14 protein-coding genes and 1 pseudogene are annotated in these 17,214 nt (G+C 67.5%); 5 read left to right on the plus strand and 10 right to left on the minus strand.

Annotated features, from left to right (window positions below):
* Positions 1 to 49: 49 nt before the first annotated feature.
* Positions 50 to 886: pseudogene (locus APZ21_RS04155) on the minus strand (PLP-dependent transferase); the annotation flags it as partial.
* A complete protein-coding gene (locus APZ21_RS04160; protein ID WP_174553551.1) occupies positions 790 to 1,137 on the minus strand; it encodes an OsmC family protein in 348 nt (115 codons plus the stop codon). The gene APZ21_RS04160 and the pseudogene APZ21_RS04155, both read right to left, overlap by 97 nt.
* A 310-nt stretch (positions 1,138 to 1,447) precedes the next feature.
* Here APZ21_RS04160 and APZ21_RS04165 point away from each other — a divergent pair, with 310 nt between their 5' ends.
* The 4 genes from APZ21_RS04165 to APZ21_RS04180 all read left to right on the plus strand — a co-directional run bounded on the left by APZ21_RS04165 (position 1,448) and on the right by APZ21_RS04180 (position 5,863).
* Positions 1,448 to 2,203, plus strand: a complete 756-nt coding sequence (locus tag APZ21_RS04165; RefSeq protein ID WP_054811872.1) for an SDR family oxidoreductase — start codon at positions 1,448 to 1,450, stop codon at positions 2,201 to 2,203.
* An 81-nt stretch (positions 2,204 to 2,284) separates the two neighbouring features.
* Entirely contained in the window at positions 2,285 to 2,983 is a 699-nt protein-coding gene (locus tag APZ21_RS04170; RefSeq protein ID WP_082392825.1) for a response regulator transcription factor, read from the plus strand.
* Between the two features lie 80 nt (positions 2,984 to 3,063).
* Positions 3,064 to 4,050 (plus strand): HAMP domain-containing sensor histidine kinase, encoded by a 987-nt coding sequence (locus APZ21_RS04175; protein WP_054811873.1) that lies wholly within the window; start codon positions 3,064 to 3,066, stop codon positions 4,048 to 4,050.
* A 238-nt stretch (positions 4,051 to 4,288) separates the two neighbouring features.
* Complete coding sequence (locus APZ21_RS04180; RefSeq protein WP_239476480.1) at positions 4,289 to 5,863, plus strand: DUF4153 domain-containing protein; 1,575 nt, start codon at positions 4,289 to 4,291, stop codon at positions 5,861 to 5,863.
* A gap of 54 nt (positions 5,864 to 5,917) precedes the next feature.
* Here the strand turns inward: APZ21_RS04180 and APZ21_RS04185 are convergent, their stop codons facing one another.
* The 4 genes from APZ21_RS04185 to APZ21_RS04205 form a co-directional block, all read right to left on the minus strand.
* Positions 5,918 to 7,159 carry an RNA polymerase sigma factor gene (locus APZ21_RS04185; RefSeq protein ID WP_054811874.1) on the minus strand — a complete coding sequence of 414 codons (1,242 nt, stop codon included), beginning with the start codon at positions 7,157 to 7,159 and terminating at the stop codon, positions 5,918 to 5,920.
* Between the two features lie 15 nt (positions 7,160 to 7,174).
* Positions 7,175 to 7,588 (minus strand): YciI family protein, encoded by a 414-nt coding sequence (locus APZ21_RS04190; protein ID WP_054811875.1) that lies wholly within the window; start codon positions 7,586 to 7,588, stop codon positions 7,175 to 7,177.
* Between the two features lie 350 nt (positions 7,589 to 7,938).
* Positions 7,939 to 8,328: a hypothetical protein gene (locus APZ21_RS04200; RefSeq protein ID WP_054811877.1), complete on the minus strand. Its 390-nt coding sequence runs from the start codon at positions 8,326 to 8,328 to the stop codon at positions 7,939 to 7,941.
* A complete protein-coding gene (locus tag APZ21_RS04205) occupies positions 8,325 to 10,391 on the minus strand; it encodes a nucleotidyltransferase family protein (protein ID WP_156370649.1) in 2,067 nt (688 codons plus the stop codon). Before APZ21_RS04205 ends, APZ21_RS04200 begins: the two co-directional genes overlap by 4 nt.
* A gap of 733 nt (positions 10,392 to 11,124) precedes the next feature.
* Here APZ21_RS04205 and APZ21_RS33670 point away from each other — a divergent pair.
* Complete coding sequence (locus APZ21_RS33670) at positions 11,125 to 11,292, plus strand: hypothetical protein (protein ID WP_156370651.1); 168 nt, start codon at positions 11,125 to 11,127, stop codon at positions 11,290 to 11,292.
* Positions 11,293 to 11,778: 486 nt separating this feature from the next.
* Here the strand turns inward: APZ21_RS33670 and APZ21_RS04210 are convergent, their stop codons facing one another.
* The 4 genes from APZ21_RS04210 to APZ21_RS04225 all read right to left on the minus strand — a co-directional run bounded on the left by APZ21_RS04210 (position 11,779) and on the right by APZ21_RS04225 (position 17,174).
* Positions 11,779 to 12,270 (minus strand): SLOG cluster 4 domain-containing protein, encoded by a 492-nt coding sequence (locus APZ21_RS04210; RefSeq protein WP_063125071.1) that lies wholly within the window; start codon positions 12,268 to 12,270, stop codon positions 11,779 to 11,781.
* A gap of 104 nt (positions 12,271 to 12,374) precedes the next feature.
* A complete protein-coding gene (locus tag APZ21_RS04215) occupies positions 12,375 to 14,228 on the minus strand; it encodes an ABC transporter ATP-binding protein/permease (RefSeq protein WP_054811879.1) in 1,854 nt (617 codons plus the stop codon).
* Between the two features lie 578 nt (positions 14,229 to 14,806).
* The gene (locus APZ21_RS04220) at positions 14,807 to 15,568 is read right to left on the minus strand and encodes an enoyl-CoA hydratase (RefSeq protein WP_054812026.1); all 762 of its coding nucleotides are present in this window, start codon (positions 15,566 to 15,568) and stop codon (positions 14,807 to 14,809) included.
* Positions 15,569 to 15,644: 76 nt separating this feature from the next.
* Positions 15,645 to 17,174, minus strand: coding sequence for an amino acid permease (locus tag APZ21_RS04225; protein ID WP_054811880.1), 1,530 nt, complete (start codon positions 17,172 to 17,174; stop codon positions 15,645 to 15,647).
* Positions 17,175 to 17,214: the final 40 nt, after the last annotated feature.

A 17,214-nucleotide genomic window follows, 5' to 3' on the forward strand; every position in this document is an offset into this window, starting at 1 on the left:
CTATGCACGGTGGCGGCGTCGCGCCCGAGCCGCCGCCACCGCGATCGGATCACACTCCCGCCGTGGCCAATCCGGCGCGCAGATCATCGAGGATGTCGGCGATGCCCTCGATGCCGACTGCCAGACGCACCAGTCCGGGGGTGACGCCCGCGCCCAGCTGCTCCTCCGGGGTGAGCTGGGAGTGGGTGGTCGAGGCCGGGTGGATGACCAGCGAGCGCACGTCGCCGATATTGGCGACATGGCTGTGCAGGGTCAGCGCCTCCACGAACCGCTTGCCCGCGTCCACACCGCCCGCGAGTTCGAAACCGATCACCGCGCCCGCGCCGCGCGGCGCGAGCCGCCGCGCACGCTCGTACCACGGGGAGGAGGGCAGGCCCGCGTACGACACCCAGGTCACGTTCGGCTGCTCGGTGAGGAATTCCGCCACCGCCTGCGCATTGCTCACGTGCCGTTCGATGCGCAGGCTCAGCGTCTCCAGACCCTGGCTGATGAGGAAGGCGTTGAACGGTGAGACCGCCGAACCGAGGTCGCGCAGCAACTGCACGCGCGCCTCGAGCGCGTAGGCGGGCGCGCCCAGATCGGCGTAAACCGCGCCGTGGTAGCTCGGGTCGGGCTCGGTGAATCCCGGGAAACGTCCACCGCGCCAATCGAATCCGCCGCCGTCGACGATCACGCCCGCGATGGCCGTGCCGTGCCCGCCCAGGTACTTGGTCGCCGAGTGCACGACGATATCGGCGCCGTGGGCCAGCGGCTGGATGAGGTAAGGGGTGGCGACGGTGTTGTCCACGATCAGCGGCACGCCCGCGGTGTGCGCCACTTCGGCGATGCCCGCGATATCGAGGATGTGGTTCTGGGGATTGGAGATCGTCTCACCGAAGAACGCCTTGGCACCACCTGGCAGGAGATGAGCGCGGACAGATAGAACTCGACCGGATTGGGCGCGGTGCCCGTGCCGCCGAGAGCGGGCGGTTCGTCCACGTGCACGGTGTGCGCGCCGAGCGTGATCGCGCTGCCGACCGTGCCTTCGGGGGAGCCCTCGGCGCGGAACACGACGAGCGCGGCGCCCGGGTCCTTGCCGACGGCGGCGGCCGTGGCGTCGCCGATGTCGTTGAGGGGAGTGCCGAGATCCGTTGTCATGTCCGCAGAGGCTAGGAATGCCGAGCGATTTGCGCGACGGTTACGCTCGGCTCGAGCGCAACGGTAGCCAGGGGTGTGCGGCGAATCGTCCGAAACCGGCGACGATAAGGATCTGGCTATCGGGATATTGCCATCAAAGCATGAGTCGTCGAAAATCGGCATGCCGATGATTGCGCGGGGGAGCGGTTTCGTCCACCGTGTATGTGTCCGAGGTTTGCTGTCCACTGGAAATGCCGGGAGCGGACACCAGGACGCGGGCGTACGGCCCGCGCGGAGTGGTCCGGCGCACCGGCCAGGAGAGGAACGCATCGTGAGAATCGTTGTCATCGGCGGTACCGGACTCATCGGATCGAAACTCGTCACCGAATTGGGCGCCCACGGTCACGAGGCAGTCCCTGCCTCGCCGCGGTCGGGGGTGGACGTCCTCACCGGCGCCGGACTGGCGGAAGCGCTCGCGGGCGCGGACGTCGTGGTCGACGTGTCGAATTCGCCGTCGTTCGAGGAGACCGCCGTCCTGGAATTCTTCACCACCGCGACCACCAATATCCTTGCCGCCGCGGCGGCGGCGGGAGTGCGGCACTATGTCGCGCTGTCGGTGGTCGGCACCGAGCGATTGCCCGACAGCGGCTATATGCGCGCGAAGGTGTTGCAGGAACGGCTCATCGAGAGTTCGCCCATGCCGTACACCATCGTGCACGCGACCCAGTTCTTCGAATTCTTCGAGGGCATCGCGCAATCGGCGACCGTCGGCGACCACGTCCATCTGCCGTCGGCGCTGGTGCGGCCGATGGCCGCCGACGATGTCGCGAAGGCGCTGGCCCAGGTCGCGGTGGGCGAGCCGCGCAACGGAGTCCTCGAAATCGCCGGACCCGAGGTATTCGGTCTCGACGCGTTCGTGGCGCACGGACTGAAAGCGCGCGGCGACGCCCGCATCGTGATCGCCGACCCGAACGCACGCTACTTCGGGGCGATACTGTCCGGCCGCGAGCTGCTGCCGGACTCCGGCGCCGCACTCTCCGCGACCACCTTCGACACCTGGTTGGACAGGACCCGCCCGGTCGCCTGACGCGACCGGCCTCGGCGACGCTCACCGAATCTCCACATATGCCACCGTTGCCCTCCACATGCGGTGGCTAGGGTTCCGTACATGGAACACAGCGCACCGGCGTTCGGGCGGGCGCGGCGGATTCTCGTGGTGGACGACGAGGTCACCATCGCGGATTCGATCGCGGCGCGGCTGCGCGCGGAGGGGTTCACCGTCGGCCTCGCCCACGACGGCCCCGCCGCCGTGGCCGCGGTCCGGGCCGAATCGCCCGATCTGGTGGTACTCGATGTCATGCTGCCCGGCTTCGACGGACTCGAGGTGTGTCGCCGCATCCAGGCCGACCGGGCGATTCCGGTGCTCATGCTCACCGCGCGCACCGACGAGACCGATCAGCTGATCGGACTCGGCGTCGGCGCGGACGACTACCTGACCAAACCGTTCTCCATGCGCGTGCTGGCCGCGCGCGTGCGGGCCCTGCTGCGGCGCGTCGAGCGCGCGGCCGACCGCGAGACGGCCGCCATCGTCGTCGGTGACCTTCGCATCGATCCTGACCAGCGCCGAGTGTGGCGGGCCGAGAGTGAAGCCCAGCTCACTCCGCTGGAATTCGAACTGCTCGTGCGTCTCGCGCGCAGGCCGCGGGTCGTACTGGCGCGTGAGCGGCTGCTCGAGGAGGTGTGGGACTGGGCCGACGCCGCGGGCACCCGGGCGGTGGACAGCCACATCAAGGCGCTGCGCCGCAAACTCGGGGCCGACCTCATCCGCACCGTGCACGGCGTCGGCTACGCGCTGGAGACGCCGTGACCGCGACGGGGGCGGCTCGATCGCGGAATCCGCGGCTGCCGAAGGATTTTCGCGCGTGGAGTCAGACGATCGTCCGTGTCATGCCGCGCCCGCTGGATCCGGTGCGCTCGATCAAGCTGAAACTGGCCATCCTCATGGTGGTGTCCGGCGGCGTCGCCTTCGGATTCTTCGGATTCAGGATCGGGTGGCTGCCACCGAAGACCACCGTCACCGCCGTGGCGATCGCCTTGGTGACCTCGCAATTCCTGGCGCACGGCATCACCAGGCCGCTGCGCGAGATGACCGCGGCGGCCAAACGCATGGCCCACGGCGACTACAGCCGCCGCGTGCGGGCCAGCTCCCGCGACGAGGTCGGGCAACTCGCCGAGGCGTTCAACCAGATGGCCGCCGACCTGGCCGCCGCCGACCGACAGCGCCGCGACCTCATCGCCAACGTGTCGCACGAATTGCGCACGCCCATAACGGCTTTGCACGCGGTATTGGAGAACCTGGTCGACGGCGTCTCCGATCCCGATCCCGACACCCTGCGCACCGCACTCGCCCAGACCGATCGGCTCGGCCTGCTGATCTCGGAACTACTTGACCTGTCCAGCATCGAAGCCGGCGCTTTACCCCTCGACCGCGAAACGATCGCCGTCGCACCGCTATTGGCCCAGGTTGTCGCCGAGGCCGAGGTAATGACGGCCGCGCTCGGGCGCGGTGTGCGCTTCCTGACCCGCGTGCCGACCGGCGACCTGTCCGTCCACGCCGACCGGGCGCGCCTGCACCAGGTGCTGCTGAACCTGCTCGACAATGCCGCCCGGCACGGCCCCGCGGGCGGGGAGGTGCGCATCACCGCGCACTCCGCGCCCGGCCACACGATCATCGACGTCGAAGACGATGGCCCCGGTATTCCCCGCTCCGAACGCGCCCGGGTCTTCGATCGTTTCACCCGCGGCGGCCGGGCCGACGGCGGCGGAACCGGTCTCGGCCTGGCCATCTCCCGCTGGATCGTCGACCTGCACGGCGGCACCATCGCCGTGGCCGACCCCGGCTCCCGAATCCGGGTCTCCCTACCGGCCCCCTGATCTGCGCGCCGACCGCCGCGGTCGGCCACACCCTCCCACATTCCCGGACCGCTGGAGGTGCCGGGTGGACCGAACACGCCTTCGAGGAGTCACCATGTCGGACAATTCCCCCGAATCCGCCTCGCCCGCAACGCCGCCCGGGCCACCTACGGAGATATCGGCGCCCTCGCCTGACCTCCCGCCGACCGAGGGGGATTCAGCCGGGCCGGATTCCGTCTCGGCGGGAGCGGATGGTTCGGTGTCGGCGGAGGCGATCGCCTCGGGTGCGCGGGTGGTTGCCGAGGCCGTCGAGCAGATCGGTTCGGCCGAGGGGGCGGACTCGGCGCCTGGTGGACGGCTCGGACCGGGGGACGGGGTCGGGAAACCGGCCGTGTCCGCGCCGATTCCGGCTCGTCCGGTGCTGCGGTGGCGCAGGATTCCGCGTCCGCCGGGTGTGGTTCCCGCGGCGGCGGTCGCGGGATTCGGCGCGGCGGTGATGATTCCGGTGGATCGGCCCGGAATCGGCTGGTTGCTCGCCTGCGTCGTCGCCGCGGGTGCGGTGTTCGCGGTGGATCATCGTGCCCGTCGGGGCGCGGCCGTGACCGGGGGTGCGCCGAGCGAGGGGTTCGGCGCGTGCCGGGAACGGATCTTCTGGGCTGCCATCGCCTTCGGGTTGGTCGCGGTGGGGGCGGTGCGGGCCGCGGGCTGGTTGTTCGCGTTGTGCGTGGCCGCGGCATTGGTGGCGGGTTCGCTGGCGGTCGTGGGTCGGCGGTCGGTGCGCGGCGCGTGGTGGGATGTGGTGGCGGTGCCGATGGCGGCGTTCCCCGCGGTGCCCTGGGCGTTGGCGGGCACGCGACGGCCCCGCGGCGGTCGGCCCGCGCTGCGCGTCGGCTGGTCGGTGGCGGCGACGGCAGTGCTGCTCGCGGTGTTCGTTCCCTTGCTGGCCTCGGCCGACGCGACCTTCGACGCCGCGATCACGGATCTGCTGCCCTCGGCCGACACCGCTGCGGTCCTGCGGTGGGCGCTGGTGTTCGGCCTGGTCGCCTTCGGCGCCCTCGGCGCGCTGCACCTGCTGGCGGGACCTTTGCCCGCCGCCGATCCGAACCGGCAGCCACGGCGCTCGCTGCGGCGGGCCGAATGGGGACTGCCCGTGGGCGCGCTCACCGCGCTCTTCGCGATTTTCGTCGCCATGCAGTTCGTCGCCCTGTTCGGCGGAGACGATTACGTCATGCGCACCGCGGGTCTCACCTACGCCGAATACGCGCGCCGCGGCTTCTGGCAGTTGGCGATCGTCTCGCTGCTCACCGTCGCGGTCATCCTGGCCGTATTGCGCTGGGCCGACCGTGACGAGTCCGCCGATCGGCGGTGGTTGCGCGGGCTGGCGGGTTCGGTCAGCGTGCTGTCGCTGGTGATCGTGGCGTCGTCGGTGCTGCGGATGTGGACCTATCAGGACGCCTACGGTTTCACGGTGCTGCGCCTGCTGGTCGGCGCCTGCGAGCTGTGGTTGGGACTGATCTTCCTGCTGGTGATCGCCGCCCTGGTCCGTCTGGACGCCGCCTGGCTGCCCCGCGCCGCCATCGGCGCCGCCTTCGCCGCACTGCTGGCCCTGGCCATCCTTGACCCGGAACGCCTTGTCGCCGAACGGAATATCGACCGCATGCTCGACGGCAAGCCACTCGACACCTGGTATCTGAAAGGTCTGTCCCCCGACGTACTGCCCGCCCTGGACCGACTCCCCGAACCGGATCGCGGTGCGATACGCGCCGAGATCATTCGAGACCTGCCCGACGATTCCTGGTCCTCGTGGAACCTGTCTCGCGCCCGAGCCCGCTGAACGTGACGCCCGTGACATGTTGCCGCTCACCGCTTTCCGGCCCCGCGGCCGATTTCAGCAGGACGAGGCCCGGTCGAGCAGCAATGTCCGCTCGGTCGCGTTGCCGGTCATCGCCGCGGCCCGTTCGAACTCCGAGCGTGCCTCGTCGCGACGTTCGAGTTTGAGCAGCAGGTCGCCCCGGACCGCCGCCAGCAGGTGGTAGCCGCGTAGGGCGGGGATGCCGGACAACTCGTCGACGATGGACAACGCGGCTGTGGGGCCGTGGGCCATCGACACCGCGACGGCCCGGTTCAACTCGACCACCGGCGAGCCGGTGAGTTCGCTGAGTTCGTGGTAGAGCTCGGCGATGCGGTGCCAGTCGGTAACGGCCGCGCTCGACGCGCGCGCATGGCAGGCGGCGATCCGTGCCTGTAGCACGTAGGTCCCGCGCCCGCCGAGGTGGTCGGCCCGCCGCAACGCACCCTCGGCGTGCGTGATGAGCAACCGGTCCCAGCGGGTCCGGTCCTGACGGTCGAGCGGCACCGGCCTGCCGTCGGCGTCGGTTCGGGCACGGAAGCGGGACGCCTGGAACTCCATCAGCGCGACGAGTGCGTGTGGCTCCGGCTCGTCGGGTGCGAGCGCGGCGAGCATCCGACCGAGCCGCATGGCCTCCGCGCACAGCTCGTCACGCATCCAGGAATCGCCGCCGCTGGCGGCGTATCCCTCGTTGAAGACGAGGTAGACGACCTCGAGCACCGAGGCCAGCCGCGCGGCCAGCTCGTCACCGACCGGAACCACGAACGGGACTCCCGCGTTCGACAACGTCTTCTTCGCCCGTGAGATCCGTTGGCCGAGCGTCCTCGGCGGGATCAGGAAGGCGTGGGCTATCTCGTCGGTGGACAGTCCCGCCACCGTCTTGAGCGTGAGCGCCACCCGTGCGTCGCGGCCCAGCATCGGGTGGCAGGCGGTGAACATCAGCCGGAGGACGTCGTCGCCGACCTGCCTGTCGAATTCGATCGTTTCCATCGGATCGTCGCCCTCGGGCGTCTCGCGGGCGAGCAGTGCGAGTTTGCGCTCCAGGTTCACCCGGCGACGGAAGCCGTCGACCGCGCGCCTGCGGGCGACGGCCAGGAGCCAGGCGCCCGGCTTGTCCGGGACACCCGACTCCGGCCACTGTTCCAGTGCCGCTATCAGCGCGTCCTGGGCCAGGTCCTCGGCCAGATCCAGGTCGTTCACGGTTCGCGCCAGACAGGCGGTCAATCGCGCCGACTCGATCCGCCAGACCGCCTCGACGGTCCGCTGGGTCGCACTGGTCACCCGACGCCCTCGGTCCTACCCGCCGGTCGCCTCGCGCGGCCGGGCCTCGGCCTCGCGCGACTCGGGCGTCGACGCTTCGCCGAAATCCTCGGCGGTGTAGAGCGGCCGTATCTCGACGACACTATTGCGGATCGGGGCGCGGCGGACCCACTGGAGCGCCTCCTCCAGCGAGGACACCTCCCAGATCTGATATCCGGCGACAAGTTCCTTGGTCTCGGCGAACGGCCCGTCGAGCACCGACGCGCTACCCTTCTCATCGAAAGCCACCCGCTTGCCAGCCGAACTCGGCTTCAATCCGTCGCCGGCCAGCACCACCCCCGCCTCGGCGAGCTCCTCGTTGAAGGATTCCATCTCGGCGAACTCTTCGGCGGTGGGCGGGACGCCGCGCTCGGTGTCCTCGGTGGCCTTCCCCAGAATCATGACTCGCATACGGTTGCTCCTTCGTCGTCGAGCCGGGGCCCGATCCACCGTTCGCGGACCGTCTCCACCCTGACTCACCCCTACGTCGAACGGCAAGCGGCGGTTTCGACATCGACACCGAGGAAATTTCGCCGTGGATCTTTCGGCGGGTTCCGCGAGCGACCGAGGTAGCGCTCACCGGTGATGAATAGCCGAATCGTCGGGCCCGGTGCACGGGTTCGTCCCGAGCGCGGTGCGATCGGGCCGAGATCGTCCGAGACCTGCCCGACGAATTCCTGGCCCTCGTGGAACCTGTTCCGCGTCGGAGCCGTTGAACCTTTCACCCACGTTGCCGCGTAAAGGCCGGATGCCCCCTCATCTCACGATCGGGCCTGCCCGGTCTCCCACAGCGCGAAGGTTCGTTGGTATATGGCGGTGATCAGTTGGAGTTCTTCGTCGTTGACCGCGCGGTCCTCCGCCCTCGCCACATCGTATATCCCCTTGACGACCTGATACAGCGGGAAAACGGGGCCCTCGCCCGAGGCGAACTGACGGCGAAGACTTTCGGTGTGGAAGATGAATTCATCGAGATCCGCCTCCCATATTTCCGGGTGGCTCATATTGGCGACGGCGTTGCGGACGTTGTATTGGCTCGCCTGGACGAACTCGCCGGTGAGCTCGTCCAGAACTGATCCCGCGAGTCTGCCGTCCGGGAATCGCTCGACCTTCAGTGGCTGACTGAAGTATGAGTAGTATATGGGGTGCGTCATGGTTTGGGTATTCCCTTCGCGAGTTCCTCTCGAAAGATATCACGTGATCTTGCCGCGAGTCCATTTGCGATAGCGGCGGCCTCCGTTACCGATTCACTGTTACCGGGAAGCGCCATGAAGTCTTCCATGTTGCGTCTGACCTGGTATACCGCATGTTCGAATTCCGCGGACGCCTTGTCGATGCTTGCCAAGTGGAGTCGCAATTCGACTATCATGCCGTTTTCTGCTTGTAGATTCAGAAGTATGTCCCGATAACCGCTGAGCGCCGGATCGACGAATCGGTCCTTGATCCTCGTAATCTGTATACCCGAACGTTCGATATCATCGAGTGCACGATAGACATGATCAACTGTTTCGAAGGTTATTTTCGCTCCGGCCAGATCGACGAGTCTTGCGGCGTCGCCTTTGTATTCGTGGCGGATCTTCGCTTCGGAGCGTGCGCGACTCTTGGGGACCTTGCGCCAATCGGGCTTGCCGCCGACGGACTCGGAAAGTTTCTTCGCTAGGAGATTGAGGGAATCCTGCGCTTCGTCCCATTTGTTGTACATTTCTGTAAGAAATTCGCTGGTGTACTTCGTATCGTCTTTCCTTCCGATATCGAAGCCCGGCTGGCGTGGACTTTCTCCCCCGCTGTATCGTTGCGCCGTTCGCTCCACCCGGGCCGATACCGTCCTCTGGTACTCGGTCAACTCGGTGGACTCGGCGATCACGCGTTCCGCTCGCGCGGCGCTCATGCTCCCGTCGCGCAAACCACGTATCACATCGTCGAGCACGTCGATTGCCTTCGGCTGTTTCATCAGCGCGACCAACGGTTCGACGTTGTACAGGAGCGAACCTTCCAGCGTCTTGTTCATCTGCAGAACCGTCAGGAGTTTGCGATTGACCGGAAGTAGGCGTCGTACAGTGTCCCCGGCGGGAAGGTTTCTGATGCCGACCTTCGTCGAATTATTGACACTGTTCGCGCGCTCGAGGGCCGCGCGTACGTACTGCTGGTCGAGATAGGCGTCGGCGGAAAGATACGGTGAACTGCCCGCGCCTATTCGGTCCCATACTCTGAACGCCGAGGTGCGCAGCGATATCGACGTTTCGGTCAGGTAGGCGCCGGACAGGTTCGCTCCGGATATGGCCGCTTGTTTGATGGCGGTCGCCGCCGAACCTGCGCTGCCGCTTCCGGATCGGACAGCCGCGACGGCGTTGTCCGAGAGGGCGATGGCCGCGTCCCACGCACCGGTCGGGGCGTATACCTCGGTGGCGGGAAGAACGCGGGGGGATCGTGCGAGGGTTTGGCCCGTGCCCGCGAGGCCGGTGAAGGTGGTGGCGCCGGTGCCGAGTTGTTCGAGTGTGAGCGCGATTCCGGCGCGCGAGACACCTTGGGCGGCGAGTTCACGGGCGACGAGTCGGGTGCCGATGGCGCGGCCGAGGGATATGCCGAGTTCCGGGATGCCGGTGACCGACAATGCGATATCCCAGACCAGGATCGCGTCGTCCTGTACGACGCCGTTGTCGAGATATCCCGACCAGGTGGGCACGGTGATGCCGTCGTAGGTCTCGAAGTACGCGAGCGCCGACCCGGCGTTGGTGCTTCTGTCCAGCTTCGTGAGGTTGTTGTTCGCGTCGAATTGCGCGATGGTCGAACGCTCGACTCCGTCGCGGTCGAAGGTGAACCATTCCTGCCTGCCGGTGCCGTCGGGGTTCATGGTGATCGGACCGCGGCGATGGTAGGGGTCGGTGCGCCAGGTGGCGGTGAACGGATCGAACTGATTGCCGTAGTTCGGGCCGCCTATGGCGTTGTTGTAGCGATCGATCGGCACGGTGGCGCCATCCGGGGAGACGACGGCGCGGTAGCCGTCGGGCTGGGTGACGAGGCTCAACGGCGCGCCGTTGGTCTGTCCGGGGATCGTCACGACGGTGACCTGAGAACCGTCGGGTCGAGTGACGTCGGTGACCGGCGTGCCGAACACGCTCGGACGGAAACTGGCCTGATATCTCGTGCCGTCGTCGGTGATGCCGATGACCTCGCCGCCGCGCCCGTCAGGAGTCAGCTGCACGGCCTCGATCGGCACGCCGCCTTTCTCCTTGACGATCAGGCCGTCGGGGTACTGGACCGAGTTCGTGCCATCGGGATTCGCTGTCCAGGTCGTGTATCCGCCTTGGCCGTCGCTGACCGACCGCACCTGGGAGATGCCGCGCGCGTCGGTGATGGTGGTGTCTCTGCTCATCCCGTTCGTCCCGGGCACGACCGTGGACACCGACGACGAGACGACGACGCCGCCGCGCCCGAGTACCTCGGTGATAATCTTGCCGGTCGACGGGCTCATACGTGTCACCGACGTCGTCTGGTCGGGATTGGCTGTGACGACCACACCGCTGGGGAGCGTCCGGCTCTGGCCCGGCTCCAGGGCGGGGCCCATGGCGACGAAGTCCGCCACCGACCCCACGACGGGCATATCCGCGTCGGTGGGACCCGGGTCCGTTGTCGCCGGTGCGGGCGGTGGCTGTCGCGGCTGCGTCGGAGTTCCCGGAGCTGTCTTCGGGGTCGATTGCGGAACAACGGAATTCGGGCCGGGAGTCGTCCCCTGGGGTTGCGGCCGGATTTTCGACGGTCCCACCGGGTCTTTCTTCGGTGCGGTCTGGTTCGGGCTTGGTGTGGTCGAATTCGGCGGCGATGCGGGGGCAGCCGGCCAAAAACCCTCGGGTCCGGACAGCCGACCCTGTGGTGCGGGCTCGACACCCGCGATTATCGGAATGACAACGGGATCCGCGATCGTTCGGGTATGGACGCCGTGGTCCGCGGTAGTGTCCACGCGGACCGAAGCCTCCATCGCGCGCACCCGCCGAATGCGATCGAGCGCCGATGCCGCGCTCGTCGGAGTCATCCCGTCGAAGTCGAAAGTGCGTCCTTCGCTGCTCGATTCGGACTCCGAGGCGGGTGCGGGCGACACACTCGCCGACCATGCCGCGTGAGTGGCGACCCACGGTGGAGCTTGCCATTCGTCGCGAAGAATAGTCATTGCGTATCTCGTTTCTCCCGGCGGCGCGGCCTGCCGGATGGATGGCGGAAGAGAGGTTTCACGAGTCGAGCCGCTGGTGGAGGATCCGATGGCGCGGCGAGCCGGTCCTGCTGGAATCGCGCTCCGGTCAACGCATTCGAATGAACCGGCCGAGGAGGGCGGCGAATCCGGACATTCTCGCGGCGGGTGATCGCGGGTCGGGGTTGTCGGCGGATCGGCTCGCTGTGCGGTGGAGGATGCCGTGCGTGACGCGACCGAATCAGTACACTAAATTCTCGGTGTCGAAACGACAGCGACCCCGGGCATCCGGGGGATGCCGCGGGGTCGCGAAGAGTGGTTGCCCGACTCGTTTTCGGGGAATCGGCGCAATTATGGCGCTGCGTAAAGCTTCACTTATCCGAGATCGGATGTCAACATCGGCAGCTGGGTCGTCGGAAAACTACTGGTGGGAAGGACGATCGAGGTTGCCGAGGGCGAAGACCACGGCGTCCCACGGGCTTTCGGCGAGCATTCCGATGTCGAGTGGTGTGCCGTCGGTGTCGAGGATTCGCCAGCCGCCGAGGGATACGACGGGGATGTCGCCTCGGTGGTGGGCGAGGGCCAGTTCGGAGAGGGTGCCCCAGGATCCGCCTACCACGATGACCGCGTCCGCCGACCGGACGAGGACGGCGTTTCTGGCTTCGCCGAGGTTGGTGTAGACGACGGCGGACAGGCCGGGGCAGATGGTGTCGCGGTCGGTGTCGGGGCGGATGCCGATGACCAGACCTCCCGCGCCGGAGGCGCCTTCGGCGACCGCCGCCATGACACCTCGGCCGCCGCCGCAGAGCACGGTCGCGCCCGCCTCCGCGAGCAGGCGACCGATCTCGCGGGCGTGCGCGGCGTCTTCGGCGGTGCAGTCGCGCGGCCCGCAGACCGCAACCTGGATCGGCATCCTTCCAGCTTTCCCGCTGTGTACGGACTGCGCCGGGGAACCGGGCGAGGAAAAGGACACCGCGCCCCGGGAAGTCCCACGGGGCGCGGTGTGACGAGCGGATACTACTTGTCGGCGGAGACCGGTTCCAGGCGCCACGGTCCCGAACCGTCGAGTTCCAGGCGCTGGGTGTGATGGCGGTCGACGGTGCTGCGATGGGCGACGCTGACGAGGATCGTGGAGGGTGCCTCGGTGCGCACCAGGTTGTAGAGCGCGAATTCCAGGCCCTCGTCCACCGCGGAGGTCGCCTCGTCGAGGAACACCACCTGCGGCTTGGTCAGCAGTATGCGGGCGAAGGCGACGCGCTGCTGCTCACCGGGCGACAGGATCTTGGCCCAGTCGGATTCCTCGTCCAAGCGGTCGACGAGGTGCCCGAGGTGCACGGCATCGAGCGCGGCGCGCAGCTGCTCGTCGGAGAAGGCGTCCGGTGTGGCGGGATAGGAGATGACCGTGCGCAACTGGCCAAGCGGCAGATACGGGATCTGCGACAGGAACAGGGTGCCGTTGTCCCCGGGGCAGCCGAGCGCGCCGTCGGCGTATGGCCACATCTGCGCCAGCGACCGCAGCAGGGTGGTCTTGCCGCTGCCGGAGGCGCCCTTGACCACCAGCGCGTCGCCGGGGGCCAGCCGCAGACCGAGCTGATCGATCAGTACCGTGCCATCGGGCTTGCGCACGTCCACTGCGGTCAACTCGACCGCGTTCGCCAGATCCGTCACCGTGATCTCGGGCAGTCCGCGCGACTCGTCGCTGGCTTTCAGCAGGCCGTCCAGACGGATGAGCGAGGCGCGGTAGGCGGCGAAGTCGTCGTATGCCTCGCGGAAGAACGACAGCGAATCGTGGATGGCGCGGAACGCGCTCGCGGTCTGTTGCACGCCGCCGAGGGTGACCTCGCCCGCGATGAAGCGGGGCGCCTGGAGGATGAGCGGGAAGACCTCGGCGGTCTGGTTCACCGTCAGGTTCCAGCCGTTGAACTTCAGGTACCGGTACACGACCTGCCAGTACACGCTGATGATCGAGGCGAAGCGGCCGAGGAGCCCGCGCCGTTCGACGTTCTCGCCGCGATAGAAGGCCACGTTCTCGGCGCTGTCGCGCAGGCGGACCAGCGCGTAGCGGAAGTTGGCGTTGGCGCGTTCGTAGAGGAAGTTCAGGCGGATCAGGGGTCGGCCGAGCCAGAAGGCGATCGCCGTGGTGACCAGCACGTATATCAGTACCAGGAACATCATCGCGCGCGGGATCTCGACGCCGAACAGCGGAATCGGCCCGGACAGATCCCAGAGGATGCGGGTGAAGGACACGACCGTGACGACCGCGCTCACCGCGCCCATGGACAGCACCCGTGACTGCTGCACGAAACTGGTGATGTCCTCCTGGACACGCTGGTCGGGGTTGTCGATGGTGTCATCGATGAATCGGGACCGGTAGAACGCGCGGTCGCGCAGCCAGTCGGTGGTGACGTGTTCGGTCAGCCACAGCCGCCAGCGAATGTCGAACGCCTGGCCAAGGTAGTAGTCGACCAGGACACGCGCGACGTGGATGGCGGCGAGGACACCGAACAGGATGACCGAGTTCCAGAATGCGGTCTTCGCCTCTTCGAGTCCGGCGCTGTCACGCCCGGCGATGGCCGCGGCGATGGCCGCCATCGCGGTATACATGTCGTTGCCCTGATAGGTGAACAGCACGCTCATGCGCACCGCGAACACCGTCATGAACAACAGCACCGCGACGAATGCGATCGTGCGCCATTTGCCGGGACCGGTGAAATATGCCCCGCTCACCCGCCAGAACTGGCGTCCCCACCGGGTCGACCACAGCAGTAGCGCGGTGACCACCGCGAACAGGACCACCGTGATCGAGAACGCGATCAGTAGCCATTTCACCGACTCGACGAACTCGCTACCCCAGTCCCTCGATGTTTCCACAGACTCTCCCGTTCCGACGGACCGCGTCCGTCCAACAACACACGTACGAACAGCTCGGTGAGCGCGGAACGGAACCGGTGCGACGACCGTCGAATCGAACTGCGCTCGAGGAAATCTCGCAAGAGCCTCCGCGTGCTGCCGCGCACAGCCTAACCACCGTGCACGAGACAGCGCAGCGCAAGCCGCCGATGAATCCGCTCGGTCCGGGCGATATCGGCGTGGGACGCGGTTCGCGAGTTGTCCGCGGTGGTCGAGTTCGCGCGGCGCTTGCCGATCCGAGCGCCGCCGGCGTGATCGCGTGTGCGGCCGCCCGTCGACGCCGTTCACCCGGGTCGTTCGGTGCGAGTTGCCCGGCGGTTCGCCGTCGTCACTTCACGCTGTTGAACTGCTGATATTCACCTATGCGGAATCCAGGTACCGGTTCATTGCGGCTACCGGAATCCGCGGGTCGCCGGGGCGAAGGGGTTGTCGGAGTCGATGACGGTCGCACCGGGGAACCGCCGTGAACCGGCGACCGCGACTGCCTTCCGTGCCCGAAGGCGTGACGGTGGCGCGGTACCGGACGGCCGCGCCGATGCTCACTCGGATCCGCTGATCTGCGCCTTCTTCGCCGCCAATCGGGCCGCGAATTCGGGGGAGTCGAGACTGGCCAGCTGCGGCACGAGCTCGGTGTCGACCGCCTCGGAGTGCGCGTCCAGGACCGCCGTGCGGCGCATGGTCGCCTTGGTGGTGATCAGCAGATCTCGCGGGGCCTCGCCCGCGGCCGCGGCGAAATCGGTCGCGGCGTCGAGCAGGGCGTCGTGATCGCCGTCGACGGCACGGTGTGCCAGACCGGCGGCGAGGGCGGCCCGGGCGTCGAGGATCTCGCCGAACAGGGTCATGGCCGCCGCCCGCTGCGGGCCGATCGCGCGCTGGAGCATCCAGGTCATCCCGCCGCCGGGGTGGATGCCGAGACGAAGGAATCGGGCGTCGAATCGGGCGCGCGGACCGGCGATCCTGATATCGGCGGCCAGCGCCAGATTGAGTCCGGCCCCGACGGCCGCGCCGCCTACGGCGGCCACCGTCGGCAGCGTGCAGCGCGCCACGGCGAGGAAGCCGTCGTAGATGGTGCGCAACCCCCGCTCCCGGGCGGCGCCGAGGGCGGACAGGTCCGCGCCCGCGCAGAACGCGGGCGGGGTACCGGTGATCACCACCGCGTGCACCGCGCCGTCCTGTTCGGCCGCGTGCACGGCCGCCGCGAGCTGTTCGGACAGCTCCAGCGTGAGCGCGTTGCGCCGATCCGGGTCGTGCACGGTGACGATCGCCACCGCGTCGCGTCGTTCACTTCTGATCTCGGCCATGTCCGGATCGTAGGCCCATCCGCGCACCGAACATTTCGCGCCGCTGTCCGTCGAATTCGGCGCGGGTGGAGGTCGCTCACACCGCGGGTTCCTCCACCGTGCGTTTGGGGCCGGTGAACCAGCGGCGGGCCGAGACGAACCACCAGACGGCGATCGCGCCCACTACGCCGACCAGGGTTATCGGCGCGTAATTGACCGTGGTCCAAGTGAATTCGGGATTCCACGGATAGCCGCGGTCGTCGGTGGGCAGGATGAACAGCAGGCTGATGGCCGCGATCCACAGCAGCGCCACCACCCCGATCGGCCGATACCAGCGGCCGAGTCGCCACGGTCCGGTCTCGAACCGCGACCCGTGCCACTGCCGCAGCAGAATCGGGATGCCATAGGCGATATACAAACCGATGGTGGCGACCGAGGTGGCCGCGGCATAGGCGGTGGGCGCGTTCCGCGCGGGCACCAGCATGGACGGGATCAGCAGCACGAAGGCGAATACGGAGATGAACAGCACCGCGTTCACCGGCACCTTGCGCGCCGAGAGTGCCGACCACAGCGCCGAACCCGGCACCGCGCCGTCGCGGGCGAAGGCGAACAGCATCCGCGAGGCCGAGGTCACCGAGGCGTAGCCGCAGAACAATTGGGCGACGGCCGCGATGACGAGCAACAGCCCCGACCAGAATCCGTTCAGCGAATTCTCCAGGATGTAGATCACCGGGTATCCGCTGTTCTTCTCCGGGTCGAGGGCGTCGTCCAGATTCGGAATCGCGAAGGTGACCGCGAGGATCAGCAGATAGCCCGCGACGGCGGAGACGACGATGGTGTTGATGATGCCCTTGGCGGCCATGCGGGAGGCGTCGTGCGTTTCCTCCGACATATGCGCCGAGGCGTCGTATCCGGTGAAGGTGTATTGCGCGTGCAGCAGACCGAGCAGGAAGCTGAACGCCACCCCGCCGAATCCGATCGCGCTGTTGTCCACGGTTTCGGTGAACACGAATCCGACGCTCTGATGGTGCCGCGCCCCGATTCCGAGCACCGCCACGAAGATCACCACACCGCCGACGTGCCACCAGGCCGAGATATTGTTGATGACCGCCGACAGATGCGGTCCGATGATGTTAAGCACGGCGTGCAGCACCAGTATCGCGGCGAAGACGAGGAATATCGCGGTGCGGTCGGTGCCGATATGGACGCCGAGCACGTTGAGCACCACGGTGGTGAATATCGCGGCGCCGTAGTCGATGGCGGCGGTCACCGCGATCTGGCCGACGAGGTTGAACCAACCGGTGAACCAGCCCCAGATCGGTCCGCCCAGTTCCGATGCCCACCAATACAGTCCACCCGAGGTGGGATAGGCCGACGCCAATTCGGCCATCGCCAGACCGACGAACAGCACCATGATCGACACCAGCGGCCAGCCCCACGCCATGGTGATGGGACCGCCGTTGGCAAGGCCGATGCCGTAACTGGCCAGGCCGCCGGTCAGGATGGAGACGATGGTGAAACTGATCGCGAAATTCGAGAATCCGGACCAGGATCGGGCGAGTTCTTGTTTGTAGCCGAGTTCGGCGAGCCTGCGTTCGTCCTCGGACCGGGACTCGATATCGGTCATGAATGCTCCAAAGTGTAAACGCCGCCCTCACACGACGTTT

It is taken from the genome of Nocardia arizonensis (assembly GCF_001310275.1).
GTDB lineage: Bacteria > Actinomycetota > Actinomycetes > Mycobacteriales > Mycobacteriaceae > Nocardia > Nocardia arizonensis.